The sequence below is a fragment of the Halococcus dombrowskii genome (genome assembly GCF_022870485.1).
GTDB classification, from domain to species: Archaea; Halobacteriota; Halobacteria; order Halobacteriales; family Halococcaceae; genus Halococcus; species Halococcus morrhuae.
Genome location: NZ_CP095005.1, coordinates 1,455,316 through 1,472,350 on the forward strand (window position 1 = coordinate 1,455,316; position 17,035 = coordinate 1,472,350).

A 17,035-nucleotide genomic window follows, 5' to 3' on the forward strand; every position below is an offset into this window, starting at 1 on the left:
CCAGCGCCGATAGTCATCGCAGCAACCGTGACGAAATGGGCGTTCGACACCACCGTCGGATAGCCATCTTTAGGTAGATAGGATGGTGAGCGAACACATGCCGAATCCCGATCTGGATCGGTTCACCTCACGTCGTTCGACCGTCTACGCGAACGATGGTATCGTCGCCACCAGCCAACCGCTCGCCGCCGAGGCCGGCGTCGAACTCCTTCGGGATGGTGGCAACGCCTTCGACGCCGCCGTGGCGGTCGCCGCCGCGCTCAACGTCGTCGAGCCGATGAGTACCGGACTGGGTGGCGACACGTTCGCACTCTATCGGACCGCCGACGGCGAGGTCGGCTCGATGCGGGCCTGTGGCGGCGCGCCGGCCGATGCGACCATCGAGAACGTTCGCCAGTCCGTGCGCGACCACGAGGAGTCGGCGTCGTGGTATCCCGAAAACCGCGGCTATGCGGTCGACAGCAGCGACGAATCCGACGATCTCAGCATGCCGTTTCTCGGCCCGCACGCCGTCACGGTGCCGGGCAGCGCGCGCGGCTGGGAGGCGACCGTCGAGCGCTACGGCCGGCGCTCGCTCGGCGATACACTCCAGCCCGCGATCCGCTACGCGACCGATGGCTACCCCGTCTCGGAGGTCATCGCCCACGAGTGGCAGGCCGCAGAGAATTTGTTCACCGACAGCCACGCCGTCGACGCCTATCTCAACGACGGCGCTGCCCCCGCAGCCGGCGAGCAGATTCGCCTCCCACGCCTCGGCGAGAGCCTCGCAACGATCGCCGAGCGGGGTGCGGACGCGTTCTACGAGGGCGAGATCGCCGACGCGATCGTCGACGAGATCCAGGGGAAGGGTGGCTTCCTCTCGCACGCGGATCTCGCGGCGTTCGAAGTCGAGTTCCCCGACCCGGTCTCGACGCGCTATCACGGTGCGGAGGTGTACGAACTCCCGCCGAACAATCAGGGACTCATCGCGCTCGAAGCGCTCAACATCGCCGAGGAGATCGACGCCGGCGCACAGCCATTGGAGTCACCTGAGCGCGTCCACTACTTCGCCGAGGCGATGAAGCGCGCGTTCCACGATGGCCATCGATATATCACCGATCCCGACCACGTGGACGTGCCGCCGCTCGCCTCGCAGCAATGGGCCACGCGACGCGCGACGGACATCGGCGCGGCCGCGAGCGATGTGAGTTTCGGGGTGCCCGACAGCCACGCCGAGGACGCCGATACCGTTCTGGTCTCCGTTGCCGACGGCGAGGGCAACGTCGTCTCGCTCATCAACTCGCTGTTCGCCGGCTTCGGCTCCAGTCTGGTCGCCAACGGAACGGGGATCACCCTCCAGAACCGTGGTGCCTCGTTCTCGCTCGATCCCGAGCATCCGAACAGCCTCGCGCCGGGCAAGCGTCCGTTCCACACGCTCATCCCCGGCGTCGTCGATTTCGCTCCCGAGGAAAGCAAGGACGATTGGGCGGCCTTCGGCGTCATGGGTGGGTTCATGCAGCCTCAAGGCCACGTGCAGGTGATCTCGAATCTCGTCGATCACGACCTCCCTCTTCAGGCAGCGCTCGATCGCCCACGCTGGCGCTACCGTGAGGACGGATCACTCGCTGTCGAAGGTCGTATCGGTGGCCATCTCGCGACGAAACTCGCTCGCATGGGTCACGACGTGCGCATCGACACGCCGACGCAGTTCGGTGGCGCACAGATCGCGCGAAACAACGAGGGTACCCTTTCGGGCGCGACCGAACCGCGAAAGGACGGCACGGTCGCCGGCTACTGACGCGCTCTCAACGCATTTTGTCAGGATCGGCCGGGCGGTCTGAGCGCGAACGCGCCGATGCCCGCCAGCAGCGAGAGCCCGCCGCCGATGAGGAACGTCGTCGACCAGCCGACGATGGTGATGAGGAAGCCGGCGACGACGCCGCCGAGGGTGCCGCCAGCGACCTTCCCCATGTAGACCAGCGCGTAGTTGCTCGACGAGTTCGTCTGTCCGTAGTAGTCGCCGACGATGCTCGGGAAGAGCGCGAACTGCGGGCTCCAGAAGAACGTGGTGACGATCACGGCGGCGACGAAGCCGATGCCGGAGCCGAGCTGAGCGAACCAGACGAGCGCGAACAGTCCGACACCGGTGAGGATCGCCGACGCGAGGATGGCGCGCCGGCGTGAGAACCGATCCGAGATGCCGCCGACGACGACGCGGCTGAGGCCGCCGACGAGCGCGAGGATCGTCGCCGAGGCGGTGGCGACCGTCGCCGCGAGACCGAACTGCTGGGCGAACGAGACGACCTTCGCCGTCAGCATCAGCCCGGCCGTGTTGACGAACGCGAACATGACGAGCAGATCCCAGAACTGCCAGGTGCGCAGCATCTCGCGCCAGGTGTAGTCGCTCCCTGAGTGTGCAGCTGTCGCGGCCTGCCCGCCGTCGGTTCGTCCCGGAAGCCAGTCGGTTGGCGGGTCGCGGAGCACGACCGCGCCGACGAGGATGCCGACACCGATGAGCAGCCCCATGTTGCGGACCACCGCGGAGTAGCCGCCGACGGTCGTGTTCGCACGGACGTAGGGGATGAACGCGGCGCTGCCGGCGGCGAAGGCCATCGTGCCGATGCCCGTGGTGAGCCCGCGCCGGTCGGGGAACCACTTGAGCGCGGTGTTGATCGAGACGGTGTAGACGATGCCGACGCCGATCGCACCGAGCGAGTAGAGCACGTAGACCTGCCAGAGTTCGGTCGCGTAGGCGAGACCGAAATAGCCGCCGCCGGCGAGCACGCCGGCGAGCAGGCTGATGCGGCGCGGGCCGTGGCTGTCACGCCACGTCCCGACGGGGAACTGAGAGATCGATTGGAAGGCGACGAACAGGGTGAACACGAGCCCGAGCGCCGACAGCTGGAGATCCAGATCGGCCGCCAGCGGTCCCTCGATCGACGACCAGACGTACTGGTAGGGACTGATGAGTGCCATCATCACCGCGGCAGCGGCGATCTGCCACCAGCGCGAGTAGCCGAGCGCTTCGCGTGCGCGGGCGCTATAGTCGACGTCGCTCGATTCGGCCGCGGACGACATCAGTCCGCCGACCGCCCGACGGCGGGACGATCGAACGGAGCGCTACTGACCGTGTGAGAACGATGCATACGGTTGCTCGGTCTCGATTCCGAATAAATCTGCTGAAACGGAAATTCCCGCATAGAACACCGATTCAGACCTCGTCGCGGTCGGTGAAGGTGTATCGTCGCGCGATCGTTCCGTCTTCGAACTCGTGAATATCGGCGAAACCGAACCCGACGCGCTCGCCGTTCTGCCGACCGGAGAACGAACCCCGTACGGCGACCGTATCGCCATCGACGACCACGTCGTGGACCTCGTGGGAGCCGTCGTCGAGCGGGCGACCCTCCTCGTAGAAGGTCCGCAGCGCGTCACGACCCTCGATGGCGTTCTGGCCGGGGCGCTCGTAGCTGACGTCATCGGTGAACAGCGCGACGAGGTCGTCGTAGTTCTCGGCGTCGACGAGTTCGTAGTACCGCCGGACCACGGTTTCGGGATCGGCCATGCGTCGGCTACCGCTTCCAACGGGAAACGTTCTCGGGACGGGCGGCCGATCGTCGGGCTCTCAGGCGGAGTCGTGATCACCGAGCAACACGCTCCGCGGAACGTCGAGACGGACGAGCAGCGGGAGCGTCACGATCACGACGCCGGCTTCGAGCGCCGCGGCGGCGAAAAAGGCCGCGCCGAAGCCGAAACTGTCGGCGATCGCGCCGCCGCCGACGGTGCCGACGAGGAAGCCGAGGCTGCCGAAGACGTTGAACCCGCCCATCGCCGTACCGCGATCGGTCGCGAGGTCGGTGACGAGCGCCATCGTCGCCGGGGCGACGAGTGCGCCGGCGACGCCGAGAAGAACCATCGTCGCGCCGGCGATCTCGACCGTCGGGGCGAGATAGACGGCGAGCACCGCGCCGCCGTAGAGCACCGATCCGGCGACGACGGGGAGTAGGCGGCCGATCCGATCGGAGAGCCGGCCCATCGGGTACTGGCCGAGCGCGAACGGCGCGAAGAACAGTCCGAGCACGAGCCCTGCCGTGCCGGCATCGAGGCCGAAGGTTTGCCTGAAGTAGAGCGTCCCGACGAGCGCGAAGAACCCTGCGGTAAAGCGGTCGGCGAAGCCGAACAGGTAGGGCAGTCCGAGCGCCGGGCGATCGGTGAGCCCCGAGAGCGCCGCCCCGATGCCGCCTCGCCGGCTCTCGACCGTACGATCCGACAGTCGCACTGCGAGCAGCGCGACGAGGCAGAGCAGACCGGCGGCGACGACCAGCGGGACGAGCGGGCCCACGGCCGAGAGCTGACCGCCGAGCGGTGCGCCGAGCGCCGTCCCCGAACCGATGGCGATGCCCGCCGCACCCATGTTGCGACCGTGCCCGCCCTCCATGTCCATCAGCATCGTTATCGACAGCGAGAACGCTCCGATGGTAAAACTCCCCTCGACGAAGCGGACGAGGAGCATCGTCGTGAAGCCGATCTCGGTGAACCACGCGAGCCCGACCAGGAGCGCGTAGCTCGCCACGCCGCCGAGCGCGCCGGCGACGATGAACCGGGTTCGGCGGCCGCCGGCATCGCTCAGCGCACCCCAGACGCCGGCGAAAAGGACGAAACCCGCGTACTCGGCGGCGAGAAACCACGTGCTCGCGTCGAGCGTCGTCTGCGCACCGAGTGCGGCGACGAGCTCCGGCACACCCGGGTAGAGTGCCACCTGCCCGAACATGACGGCGAAGATCATCGCCGCGAGCGTGACACGGTCGGTGTTCACGGCGGTCGTACGGTCGAGACGCGGATAAAGCGAATGGAACGCCATCGCACGACGGTCGGCCGGCTCAGTCGTGGCCCGAGACGGGTACCGGTTCGTAGGGCTCTTCGAGATATTCTTGGTCGCTCTCCGACAGCGAGATGTCGAGCGCTGCGACGGCCTGTTCGAGGTGTTCGATGCTCGTCGTGCCGACGATCGGCGCGTCGACCCACTCCTTGTGCAGCAGCCACGCGAGCGAGATCTGGGCCATCGTGACGTCCTTCTCGTCGGCGAGTTCCTGGACGCGCTCGTTGATCTCCCGCCCGCCGCCCGCACGGTAGGGATGCTCGTAGAGGTGTTGCTCGCTCGCGCCGCGGTCGGTCGCGCCGATCTCCTCGTGGGGACGGGTGAGGTAGCCGCGCGCGAGCGGGCTCCACGGCATGACGCCGATGTCCTCTTTGTCGGTGAGCGGCAGCATCTCGCGCTCTTCCTCGCGATAGACGAGGTTGTAGTGGTTCTGCATCGTCACGAACCGTTCGAGGTTCTCCACTCGGCTCGTGTGCAGCGCGTCGGCGAACTGGTGGGCCCACATCGACGAGCCGCCGATGTATCTGGCCTTCCCCCGGCGCACCGCGTCGTCGAGCGCGCCGAGCGTCTCGTCGATCGGCGTGTTCTCGTCCCAGCGGTGGGTCTGATAGAGGTCGATCGTGTCCATTCCGAGCCTGTCGAGGCTGTTGTCGAGTTCCTGCTCGATGGCCTTCCGGGAGAGTCCGCCGGCGTTCGGATTGTCTTCGTCCATCGGGTGGTAGACCTTCGTGGCGACGACCGGCCAGTCGCGATCGTAGCCCGCGAGCGCGTTGCCGAGCACGCGTTCGGACTCGCCGAGCGAGTACATGTTCGCCGTATCGAAGAAGTTGATGCCGAGGTCGATCGCGCGCTCGATGATCTCGTGGCTCTCCTCCTCTTCGAGCACCCAGTCGCGCCACTCCGAGCTGCCGAAGCTCATGCAGCCGAGACAGAGCCGACTGACCTCCATGCCCGTGTCACCGAGGGTCGTGTATTCCATAGCATGTCATCGGCGGCCGCTGGGAAAAGTCGTAGCATCGATCCGAGATCGGTCGTCGCCGGTATCGACCGACGATATATCCTTCCCGACGACCGACACGTGTCGTGAACACAGCCATCGAGCGCACGCCCGACGGCCGTCGGCTCCTGGTCTCGCGCCCCATCGACGCGCCCGCCGACATCGTCTGGTCGATCCTCACCGACACCGACCGCTGGCCCGAGTGGGGACCGTCGATCGCGGCCGTCGACTGTCCCGACCGATTCATCCATGAGGGATCGCATGGCCACGTCGAAACCGTGGGTCCCGGCGCACTGCTCCCGAGTCTGTCGAACAGCGGACTACGGGTTCCGTTTCGCGTCACGAGCTGTGCCGACCGTCGGTGGACGTGGCGCGTCGCCGGCGTTCCGGCGACCGGCCATCGGGTCGAACCTGTGGGAGAGAACTGTCGAACGGCGTTCGAGATCCCGTTGCCTGCGGCGGCGTACGCACCCGTCTGTCGGCGGGCGCTGATCGAGATCGAGCGACTCGCTGGCGACGCTACTGGCTGACGAGAACGTCGCTGACCGGTCGGAGATCCTCTTTCAGTCCTGTGCCGTCGCAGTCGTCGTTCGGACAGTCGTATCGCCAACCGTCCGTCGTCGCATACCGCTCGGCGAACCGCTCGCCACATACCTCACACACCAACTGTGCGTCCGAACAGACGTCGCGGTGGAGTTCGAGTTCGAGCTCGCTGCCAAAGGTCCGCTTGCAGTTCCTGCAGGTCTGGGTCATACTTGCCGATTCTCAGTCGCGGGATATATGCGTGCCGCTTTTTTCGCCATCGCCTGTCCGCGGGAGTTTTGCCCACGCGGGGCGAGGAAAGAGCATGGCCACTTACGATCGAGAGACGTACCTGCGCGCGCCCTTCGAGGACGTCTGGGAGTTCCACTCGGCGATCACTGGGCTGACGGCGGTCACGCCCCGATTCATGAACCTCCGAGTGGAGGCCTCGCGCGGCCCGGATGGCGAACCTGACCCCGACATCTTGAGAGAGGGCTCCGAGATCGACCTCTCGATGCGCCCGTTCGGCGTCGGTCCGCGACAGGGCTGGACCTCCCGGATCGTCGAGCGGCGGCGCGACGGTGATGCAGGGCTGTTCCGCGACACGATGCACGACGGCCCGTTCGAGCGCTGGGTCCATACCCACAGTTTCTACGCCGACGCCGGCGGGACGATCCTCCGCGATCGCGTGGAGTACCGCCTCCCGTTCGGCGATCTCGGCCGCCTCGCCGAACCGTTTGGCGACATCGGTTTCGAGCCGATGTTCCGCTATCGTCACCGCGAGACCAAACGCCGCCTCGAATAGCTCCGACGCCTGTGCGAATCGTACCGTGTTTAACCCAGCGGACGGATCGGTATCTATGAGCGACCCACAACAGGACCTCGGGATCACCGAATCGAAGGAACACAGCCCCGGCGAGTGGTACGCCGAACTCGTCCAGAAGGCGGGGCTCGCCGACTACGCGCCGATGGGGGGGTTCATCGTCACTCGTCCCCGCGGCTACGCCCTCTGGGAGGGGATTCAGGACCATCTCGACGGCTGGTTCAAGGATACGGGCGTCCAGAACAGCTACTTCCCGATGTTCATCCCCGAGAGCTATCTCGAACGCGAGAAGGAGATCGTCGAGGGGTTCGACCCGGAGGTCGCGTGGGTGACGGAGGCGGGCAACGACGAACTCGACGAGCGCCTCGCGGTCCGCCCGACCAGCGAATCGATCATCACGCCGTTCATGAGCCAGTGGATCCGGAGCCATCGCGACCTTCCGATGCGGCTCAACCAGTGGTGTTCGGTGGTCCGCTGGGAGGCGACGGACACGAAACCGTTCTTCCGCACCAAGGAGTTCCTCTGGCAAGAGGGTCACACCGCCCACCGCGACGGCGAGAGCGCGTGGGAGGAGACGATGCTCCGGCTGGAGCAGTACCGCCGCCTCCACGAGGAGGTGCTCGCGATCCCGGTTCTGGAGGGTCGCAAACCGGAACACGACAAGTTCCCCGGGGCCGAGACGACGACCGCCGTGCAGTCGCTGATGCCCGACGGGAAATCGCTCCAGGCGGCGACGAGTCACTACCTGGGCGACGGGTTCGCCGAGGCGTTCGACGTGACCTACGTCGACGAGGACGAGAACGAACACGTCGCCCACACTGCCTCGTGGGGCCTCTCCTGGCGCGCGCTCGGCGGGATGGTCATGACACATTCGGACGATCAGGGGCTCGTGCTCCCGCCCGCGATCGCGCCCGAACAGGTCGTCGTCGTGCCCATCTGGCAGGAAGACACCCAGGAGGAGGTGCTGGACTACGCCGCCGAGCTCGCGGCGGAGCTCGACGAGGCGGGCCTGCGGGTCGAACTCGACGACCGCGACGGGCGCAACCCCGGCTTCAAGTTCAACGAGTGGGAGCTCAACGGCGTCCCGCTGCGCATCGAGATCGGACCGAACGAGGTCGAGGACGAGGAAGCGACGCTCGTCCACCGCCCGGACGGCGAATCGGTCGTCGAGGGGCGCGAGGGCATCGCCGAAACGGTCGAGGACCATCTCGACACCGTCTACGCGAAACTGTACGCCGCTGCCGAGGATGAGTTGGAGGAGAACGTCCGCGAGGCCGAGAGCCGCAACGAGCTGCTCGGTACGATCGGCCAACACGGTGGCTACGTCAAGACCGCCTGGTGTGGCGAGGAAGGCTGCGAGACCGAGATCAAAGACGAGATCGCCGCCGAGATCGTGATGGTCCCGCTCGACGAGGACGAGGGGCCGATCGACGACACGTGCGCGATCTGTGGCGACGACGCGACCGAGACGGCCTACTTCGCCAAATCCTACTGAGGAGTTCCACCAACTCGTCTTCTCTCTTTCGGCGCTAACGACCGGCAACGACACGCACTGTCGCCCTTATTTGGTATTAGCACACATTTAGTCCTTCAGGGTTAACCTCTTATACACGACCGGAAGACTCGGGTGCAGATGGTTAACACACACCCCTCTGGAGAGCAGTCGGCGGCCACGGGGCTGGCCGATCCGTCCGAGCAGCGCGCGAACTGCGGCGTCGGGGTCGTCATGGATCTCGACGGGGAGGGGGGCCACTCGGTCGTCGCCGACGGGCTCGACCTCCTCTCGAACCTCGAACATCGCGGCACGACCGGCGCGGAGGAGAACACCGGCGACGGTGCGGGTGTCATGCTCCAGACGCCCCACGACTTTTTCGCCGACGAACTCCCGATCGACCTTCCCGAGATCTATGCCGTCGGATCGCTGTTCTTCCCCCAGGACGACACCGCACGCGAGGCGCTCCAAGAACTCGTCGCCGACGCCCTCGCCGAACACGGTCTCTCGGTCGCCCACTGGCGGGCGGTCCCGACGGACAACACAGACCTAGGACGGACGGCGATCGATTCCGAACCCGCGGTCTATCAGGCGATCGTCGTCCCCGACGAAGATCTCACCACCGACGAGTTCGACACGCGGCTCTACGTCGGCCGTCGGGCGGTCGAAAAGCGCGTCGTTGAGCGCGCGCCCGCGGGCCACGAACGGTTCTACGTCTGCTCGCTCGACCGCCAGACGCTCGTCTACAAGGGGCTGCTGAAGGGTGACCAGCTCGCCGGCTACTATCCCGACCTCCGGGACTCGCGGCTCGCCTCGACGTTCGTCATGGTCCACGCGCGGTTTTCGACCAACACGCTCGGTGCGTGGCATCTCGCCCATCCTTACCGCCGGACGATCCACAACGGCGAGATCAACACGATTCAGGGCAACGTCAACTGGATGCGCGCCCGCGAGACCGACATCGATACCGACGAGTTCGACGTCGATGCGATCAGGCCGGTGATCGCCGACACCGAGCAGTCCGACACCGCGAGCGTCGACAACGCGCTCGAACTCCTCCTGGAATCGGGTCGCGAGCTCCCGCACGCGCTCAGGCTGCTGATCCCGGAGGCGTTCCGCGGCGACGAACACGAGATGAGCGACGAGCGCCGTGCGTTCTACGATTTCCATGCCTCACTGTCCGAACCGTGGGACGGGCCGGCGTTGGTGGCGGCGACAGACGGCGAACGGGTCGGCGCGGTGCTCGATCGCAACGGCTTCCGGCCCTGTCGCTACGACGTGACGACGGACAACCGGCTCGTGATGGCCTCCGAGACCGGGGCGCTCGATCTCGACCCGGCGAACGTCGCCGAGCGTGGTCGTCTCGAACCCGGCCAGCTGTTCCTCGCCGATCCCGGGGAGGGGCGCGTTCTGCCCGACGAGGAAGTGTTCGCGGAGCTGACCGACGAGAACTACGGCGAGTGGATCGATGAGGAGCAGGTTGGTCTCGCCGAACTCGTCGACGCGGCAGGCGATCGTCAAGCACACGCGGGAGACGAGAACGACATCGACCTCCGCAGTCGCCAGGCGCTCTACGGCTACACACATGACGAGCTCGACAACTTGCTCGAACCGATGGCGACCAAGGGAAAGGATCCGGTCGGTTCGATGGGCGACGACACACCCCTTTCGGTGCTCTCGCAGTTCAATCGCCCGCTGTTCAGCTACTTCAAGCAGCTGTTCGCGCAGGTGACGAACCCGCCGCTCGACTACATCCGCGAGGAGCTGGTGACGTCGCTCGAAACGCGCCTCGGCAACCAGCGCAACCTGCTCGCCGAGTCGCCGGCCCACGCCCGCCAGCTCGTCGCCGACTCGCCCGTTCTCTCGAACGACGAGACGGCAGCGATCAGAGGTATGGGCGGCGAGGCAGCCAACGGGATGGAGAGCCGGATCGTCGATATCACCTACGACACAGACGACGATCTCGAATCGGCCGTCGAGCGCGTGCGACGCGAGGCGACCGCAGCCGCCGCCGAGAACGATATCCTGGTTCTCTCGGATCGGACGGCGAGCGACGAGCGAGTACCGATCCCGTCGCTGCTGGCGACCGGTGCCGTCCACCATCACCTGGTGCGCAACGGCCGTCGCAACCGCGTCGGGCTCGTCGTCGAATCGGCCGATCCGCGTACCGTCCATCACGTCGCGGCGCTGATCGGCTACGGTGCGGGTGCGGTCAACCCCTATCTCGCCTACCGGACGATCGCGGATCTCACGCGTGGCGCGGACGGTGCCGATCGCGATGCGGCCGTCGCGGCCTACCGGGGTGCGCTCGAAGACGGACTCCTGAAGACCATGTCGAAGATGGGGATCTCCACAGTCCAAAGCTATCAGGGTGCCCAGATCTTCGAGGCAGTCGGATTGGATTCCGATTTCGTCGCCGACTACTTCGAGGGGACGACCGCCCGCACGGAGGGCATCGGCCTCGCGGAGGTCGAAGACGATCTCGAGAACCGTCACGCAGTCGCGTTCGGCGACGAGCCCGATATCGAACGCCAGGGCGAGTACGAACACCGCTCGGACGGGATCTTCCACGAGTGGAATCCCCAGACTGTGGGAACGCTCCAGCAGGCCGTCAGACAGGGCGATTACGAGCAGTACGAGGAGTTCGCCCGCCTCATGAACGAGCAGAACGAGCAGCTCCAGACGCTGCGTGGTCTGCTCGAATTCGACAGCGAGCGCGAGTCGATTCCAGTAGGGGAGGTCGAACCGATCCACGAGATCGTCGAGCGGTTCTCGACGGCGGCGATGAGCCTCGGCAGCCTCTCGCCGGAGATGCACGAGACGAACGCGATCGCGATGAACAGGTTGGGCGCGAAATCGAACACCGGCGAGGGTGGCGAGCCGCCGGCGCGGTTCCATACTGAAAAAGAGTGTCCGGTCAAGCAGGTGGCGTCGGGTCGGTTCGGCGTCACTTCGGAGTATCTCACGTCGGCCGACGAGATACAGATCAAGATGGCCCAGGGCTCCAAACCCGGTGAGGGCGGCCATCTCCCCGGGAAGAAGGTCAACGAGATGATCGCCCACGTCAGATACGCGACGCCGGGCGTGGGCCTCATCTCGCCGCCGCCGCTACACGACATCTACTCGATCGAGGACCTGAAGCAGCTGATCCACGATCTGAAGGCGGCGAACCCCGAGGCGGACATCAACGTGAAGCTCGTCTCGGAGGCGGGCATCGGCACCATCGCGGCGGGCGTGGCGAAGGCCAACGCCGACGTCGTCCACATCTCGGGCCACTCGGGAGGTACGGGTGCGAGCCCGCGCACCTCGATCAAGAACGCCGGGCTCCCCTGGGAGCTCGGACTGGCCGAGGCGAACCAGTTGCTCCGCGAGACCCGACTCCGCTCGCGCATCCGGGTCTCGGCCGACGGCGGGATGAAGACCGGCCGTGACGTGGCCGTCGCGGCGCTCCTGGGTGCCGAGGAGTACGTGTTCGGTACCGCTTCCCTCGTCACCTCGGGCTGCGTGATGGCCCGGCAGTGCCACGAGAACACCTGTCCGGTCGGCGTCGCCACCCAGCGCGAGGAGCTCAGGGATCGATTCCCCGGCGAGCCCGAACACGTCGTCAACTACATGACGTTCATCGCCCAGGAGCTCCGCGAGATCATGGCCGAACTCGGCTTCGCGACGGTCGAGGAGATGGTCGGTCGACCCGAGTTCCTCGCCCAGCGAGACGACGTCGCCAACGAGAAGGCCAGGAAGCTCGATCTCTCGTCGATGCTCGCCGAGCCGCGCAGCGACGGCGAGCCGGGCACCGAGCGCACGAAGGTACGGGAGCAGACCCACGAGATCGACGAGCAGCTGGATCACGAGCTGATCGCCGACGCTGAGACAGCCATCCAGGATGGAAAGCCCGTCTCGCTCAGTCGGGGGATCTCGAACGCCGATCGCGCGGTCGGCGCGCTGCTCTCCCATCACATCTCCCGCGAACACGGCGGCGACGGTCTCGCCGAGGATACGATACGTGTGGACTTCGACGGCACGGCCGGCCAGAGCTTCGGGGCCTTTCTCGCCGCGGGCGTAACGATGTATCTGACCGGGACCGCCAACGACTACGTCGGCAAGGGGCTCTCCGGTGGGAAACTCGTCGTGAACACGCCGCCGACCGCGCCCTACGAACCCGGGGCGAACAGTCTCATCGGCAACGTCGCTCTCTACGGTGCGACCGAGGGCGAGATCTACGTCAACGGGAAGGCCGGCGAGCGGTTCGCGGTGCGCAACTCGGGTGTCACGGGTGTCGTCGAGTCGGTCGGCGATCACGGCTGCGAGTACATGACCGGGGGAGCGATCGCGGTGCTCGGCGAGACGGGCAAGAACTTCGCGGCCGGCATGAGCGGCGGCGTCGCGTACGTGCTCGACAGGGCGGGCGAATTCGAATCGCGCGTCAACCACGGCATGGTGCGGACGACCGGCGAGCTCGACGAGAAGGACGAGCGGATGCTCCGCCGGCTGGTCGAAAACCACGTCACATACACCGATTCCGACCGGGGACAGTCCGTTCTCGATAACTGGGACGAGGAACTGGCGAACGTCGTGAAGGTGATGCCCGAAGCCTACGCCGACGTCATCGACGAGCGCGAGGGCGCGGACGTACGGACACGACCACCGACTGCGGCGGCGATCGACACCGACGGCCAGCCGGTCGCGGAGGGCGGTGCTGACTGAGAGTCACGACCGACCCGATCAGTCGCTGGCGTCCAAGAGATGCTCTCGAACCGCCGCACGCTTGACGGTACCCGAGGCGGTGCGGGGGAGTTCGTCGGCGAACGCGATCGTCCGCGGGAGTTTGAAACCGGCGAGGCGCTCGCGACAGTAATTTCGAACCGCTTCGGCATCGGCCATATCGCCGACGACGAGCGCGCCGACGCGCTCGCCCCAGTCTGAATCGGGGAGACCGACCACGCCGGCGTCGTCGATGGCCGGATGGGACCGGAGCATGCGGGCGATCTCTCCGGGTGCGACGAGTTCCCCACCCGTCGAGATCATCTCGTCGCGCCGCCCCGTCACCCAGAGCCGTCCGCCAGCGTCGCGATGGCCGACGTCGCCGGTGTGAAAGCCACGGTCGGAGAACGCCCGCGCGGTCGCGTCGGGATCGTTGTAGTAGCCCGCGAACACCGTCGGGCCAGACACGACGAGTTCGCCCGTTTCGCCGGTATCGACGGGTTTCCCGTCGCCGTCGAGAACCGAGAGATCGGTGCCGAACAGTGGGCGACCGACCGTACCGGCGTGGGTGAACGCTTCCTGGGGACGGGCGGTCGCGACCTGCGAGGCCGTCTCGGTCATGCCGTAGGTGGGGTGGACGGGAACACCTCGATCCTCGCAGCGCTCGATGAGTTCTTCCGAGGCGGGTGCACCGCCCAGGAGGACGAACCGGAGCGAGTCGGCGAGCGATCCCGCATCGAGCAGCCGGCGGAGCATCGTCGGCACGAGCGAGATCCCGGTGCAGTCGAACCGTTCGAGCGCGTCGAGTGTCGTCTCGACATCGAACTCGCCCGGAACGACGACGGTCGTGCCGTAGAGCGCGGAGCGAACGATCGGCGCGAGCCCGCCCATGTGGTAGACCGCGAGCGGGTCGAACCAGCGGTCGTCGGGCGTGATGCCGAGCCGAAACGCCGAGGCGACGGCGCTCGAACGGAGATTGCCGGCCGTGAGCACGACGAGCTTCGGCTCGCCGGTCGTCCCCGACGTTGCGAGCATGACCGCCGGCTCGTCGGCCTCGCGCGAGGCAGGCGCGAACTCTGCCGGCGAAACGCTGTCGAGAGCGGTGACGTCCGCGTGTTCCGCGTCGTCGACGGAGGCGATCGGAACGTCCACCGATAGCTCGACGGCGGTGTCGGCGGTGTCCGCCCCGCAGACGAGCGCTGCGAGCTCCGCACGCTCGACGTGACTGTCGAGTTCGGCGGGCGTGAGACGCGTGTTCAGTGGGACGAGAACGCAGCCGAGGCGCGCGGCCGCGTGGACGAGGACGACCGTCGCGGGCCGGGTTTCGAGCAGGCAGCCGAGATGTTCGCCCGCGACCCCGAGCGCCGCGAGTTGGCCGGCGACCTGCTCGACGCGCTCGTCGAGGTCATGGTACGTCCACTCCCGTCCGCCGGTCCCGAGGAGTGCAGTCGCGTCGGGCGAGGCCTGCACGCGCCGGGCGAGCACGTCGGTCATCCGTCCTCCAGGGGCGCGTTGCCCGGTTCCTGTGGCACGCGCGTATAGCCATTGTCGATCGGTACCGGATCCGGAACGAGATCCTCGGCGAGCCGATCGGCGGTCGCGAGCCCGGCCGCCGGCGGGTCGGGGAGACTCGCCGCGACGTGGACGGCCCCCGTCCGTGCGAGCGCGCCGTCGATCGTCGTCGTGAGCACCGCCTCGCAGCCGGCCTCGCGGGCAGCAAGCACGGCCGCCCGCGCGCGATCCGGCCCGCCGAGCGCCATCGGTTTCACGATCAGAACGTCCGCGGCGTCGGCGGCGAGAACGCGCTCGACGGAGTGGGTCGCGAGCGATTCGTCGAGCGCGATCGGCAGCCGTCCCCGGAGATCCGTGTGGCCGGCGAGGTCGTCCGCGGGAAGCGGTTGTTCGACGTACGCGAGTCCCGCGTCGGCGAACCCGTCGAGCGCTGCGCGTGCTGCCTCGCGATCCCACGCGCCGTTCGCGTCGACACGGAGTTCGATGTCGTTCCCGACCGCTTTTCGAACGGCGGCGACGCGCTCGACGTCCTCCGCGACTGCCCGCGCGCCGACTTTGAGCTTGAGAGTCTCGAACCCCCGTTCGACGGCCGCGGTGGCTTCGGCGACGGTTTCGTCGGCCGAGCCGTCGCCGATCGTCGCGTTCACCGGGATCTCGTCTGTCGGATCGCCGCCGAGATGGCGGTAGAGCGGGAGATCGGCGGCACGCGAGTGTGCGTCGGCGAGCGCGAGCGCGAGCGCGTGGCGGGCGGCCGGCGTTCCATCGAGCGCGTCGAGCGCTGCCGACCAGTCGTCGATGTCGCGTGCGCGATCGAGCGCCGTCCGGCACTCGTCGAGTGATTCCGTCCAGCCGGGCAGCGGTGTCGCCTCGCCGACGCCTCGGACCCCGTCGTGGTCGATCGTGACGAGGAAACCCTCCCTTGTATCGATCGTACCCCTGGCGGTCGAGAGCGGGCTCGCGAGCGCCAGCGAGAATGGCTCGACCCTCATAGCATCCCCGACAGCGCGAGCCCGAGCGCGAAGAGCACGGAGTGGGCCGCGAGCAGTTTGCCCACGCGTTCGAGCGCAGGATTGAGCGCGTCGCCGTCGGTTTTGGTCAGCACGGTCGTGGCAATCGAGGCGGCGTACGGCAGCGTGAGTAACGGCGCGAGCACGAGCGCGCCGGAGCCGGTGAGCCAGAAGACGACGGGGATCGTGTAGGCCATTCCCGTCATGAGGAGGAACTCGACCCGGCTCCAGCGGTAGCCGAGGAGCACCGCGAGCGAGCGCTTGCCCGCCGCCATGTCGGTCTCGCGATCGCGCAGGTTGTTGACGATCAGGATGTTCGTCGAGAGACCCGCGGCGGGGAGGCTCGCCACGACGGCCGCGAGCGGCAGCGTGTCGGGCGGGAGCCAGAGCGGGAACGATCGTGCAAGGGCCGCCGCCTGCACGTAGTAGGTGCCGCTGACGGCGACCAGCCCGAAGAAGACGAACACGAAGAGGTCGCCGAGGCCGTACCAGCCGTAGGGGTAGGGACCGCCGGTGTAGAGGATCCCCGCGGCGACGCTCGACAGCCCGATGATCACGATCGGGAGACCGCCGACGAAGACCAGATAGCTGCCGAGAACGATGGCGAGCGCGAACGTGGCGATCATCGCGCGCCGGACTTCGCTCGCCCCGATGAGGCCCGATTGGGTGACTCTCGTGAACCCGTCGCGATCCTCGGAGTCGACGCCGGATTTGGCGTCGTAGTAGTCGTTCGCGAAGTTCGTCCCGATCTGGATGAGCAGCGCGCCGACGAGCGCCGCGAGCGCCGGCAGCGGGGCGAACACGCCCATCGAGACGGCGAGACCGGTGCCGACGAACACCGGCGCGGCGGCCGCCGGCAGCGTCTGCGGTCGCGCGGCCATCAGCCACGCACGACCGCGCGAGACCTCCTGTGTACTCATTTTCGGAAAATCAGGCAGCCGGGAGCGTTAACGTTGGGGTACGGATCGGCGACGACACCGACCAAACACCCTTCCCCATTGTCGTTGGAGAAACAGTCAAAACTTCTATAGGTGTACGTTTCATGGTGTGAAACATACGTCAGTGCTTGAAACGTTGGTCAGGGAGTAAGTATAGGATCCTCTGCTTCGTGCATCCAGACGGAACC

The 17,035-nt window shown here is 67.0% G+C and carries 13 protein-coding genes; 5 read left to right on the forward strand and 8 right to left on the reverse strand.

Annotation, left to right across the window (positions count from 1 at the left end; genetic code table 11):
- Positions 1-97 precede the first annotated feature (97 nt).
- Entirely contained in the window at positions 98-1,777 is a 1,680-nt protein-coding gene (gene ggt, locus MUK72_RS07615; RefSeq protein ID WP_244698304.1) for a gamma-glutamyltransferase, read from the forward strand.
- A 20-nt stretch (positions 1,778-1,797) separates the two neighbouring features.
- On the opposite strand, the gene MUK72_RS07620 is transcribed toward ggt, so the two are convergent.
- The 4 genes from MUK72_RS07620 to MUK72_RS07635 form a co-directional block, all read right to left on the reverse strand.
- Positions 1,798-3,057 (reverse strand): OFA family MFS transporter, encoded by a 1,260-nt coding sequence (locus tag MUK72_RS07620; protein WP_244698309.1) that lies wholly within the window; start codon positions 3,055-3,057, stop codon positions 1,798-1,800.
- A gap of 133 nt (positions 3,058-3,190) precedes the next feature.
- Entirely contained in the window at positions 3,191-3,541 is a 351-nt protein-coding gene (locus MUK72_RS07625; protein ID WP_244698312.1) for a nuclear transport factor 2 family protein, read from the reverse strand.
- 60 nt (positions 3,542-3,601) lie between these two features.
- Complete coding sequence (locus MUK72_RS07630; protein ID WP_244698315.1) at positions 3,602-4,792, reverse strand: MFS transporter; 1,191 nt, start codon at positions 4,790-4,792, stop codon at positions 3,602-3,604.
- A gap of 64 nt (positions 4,793-4,856) precedes the next feature.
- The gene (locus MUK72_RS07635; RefSeq protein ID WP_244698318.1) at positions 4,857-5,834 is read right to left on the reverse strand and encodes an aldo/keto reductase; all 978 of its coding nucleotides are present in this window, start codon (positions 5,832-5,834) and stop codon (positions 4,857-4,859) included.
- 104 nt (positions 5,835-5,938) lie between these two features.
- Between MUK72_RS07635 and MUK72_RS07640 the strand changes: the two genes are divergently transcribed.
- A complete protein-coding gene (locus MUK72_RS07640) occupies positions 5,939-6,382 on the forward strand; it encodes an SRPBCC family protein (protein WP_244698320.1) in 444 nt (147 codons plus the stop codon).
- On the opposite strand, the gene MUK72_RS07645 is transcribed toward MUK72_RS07640, so the two are convergent.
- The gene (locus MUK72_RS07645) at positions 6,372-6,605 is read right to left on the reverse strand and encodes a transcriptional regulator (RefSeq protein WP_244698323.1); all 234 of its coding nucleotides are present in this window, start codon (positions 6,603-6,605) and stop codon (positions 6,372-6,374) included. The genes MUK72_RS07640 and MUK72_RS07645 overlap by 11 nt on opposite strands.
- Positions 6,606-6,699: 94 nt before the next feature.
- On the opposite strand from MUK72_RS07645, the gene MUK72_RS07650 reads away from it, so the two are divergent.
- The 3 genes from MUK72_RS07650 (at position 6,700) to gltB (ending at position 13,393) form a co-directional block, all read left to right on the forward strand.
- Complete coding sequence (locus tag MUK72_RS07650; protein WP_244698326.1) at positions 6,700-7,179, forward strand: SRPBCC family protein; 480 nt, start codon at positions 6,700-6,702, stop codon at positions 7,177-7,179.
- Between the two features lie 55 nt (positions 7,180-7,234).
- Entirely contained in the window at positions 7,235-8,692 is a 1,458-nt protein-coding gene (gene proS / locus MUK72_RS07655; RefSeq protein ID WP_244698330.1) for a proline--tRNA ligase, read from the forward strand.
- Positions 8,693-8,830: 138 nt separating this feature from the next.
- Positions 8,831-13,393 carry a glutamate synthase large subunit gene (gltB, locus tag MUK72_RS07660; RefSeq protein WP_343749974.1) on the forward strand — a complete coding sequence of 1,521 codons (4,563 nt, stop codon included), beginning with the start codon at positions 8,831-8,833 and terminating at the stop codon, positions 13,391-13,393.
- An 18-nt stretch (positions 13,394-13,411) separates the two neighbouring features.
- On the opposite strand, the gene menE is transcribed toward gltB, so the two are convergent.
- From menE to MUK72_RS07675, 3 genes are read right to left on the reverse strand one after another with little or no spacing between them, the layout of a single operon-like run.
- A complete protein-coding gene (menE, locus tag MUK72_RS07665; RefSeq protein WP_244698333.1) occupies positions 13,412-14,884 on the reverse strand; it encodes an o-succinylbenzoate--CoA ligase in 1,473 nt (490 codons plus the stop codon).
- On the reverse strand, positions 14,881-15,891 hold the full coding sequence (gene menC, locus MUK72_RS07670) for an o-succinylbenzoate synthase (protein ID WP_244698335.1): 1,011 nt from the start codon (positions 15,889-15,891) through the stop codon (positions 14,881-14,883). Before menC ends, menE begins: the two co-directional genes overlap by 4 nt.
- Positions 15,888-16,829 carry a 1,4-dihydroxy-2-naphthoate polyprenyltransferase gene (locus tag MUK72_RS07675; RefSeq protein ID WP_244698337.1) on the reverse strand — a complete coding sequence of 314 codons (942 nt, stop codon included), beginning with the start codon at positions 16,827-16,829 and terminating at the stop codon, positions 15,888-15,890. The genes menC and MUK72_RS07675 overlap by 4 nt, the downstream gene beginning before the upstream one ends.
- Positions 16,830-17,035: the final 206 nt, after the last annotated feature.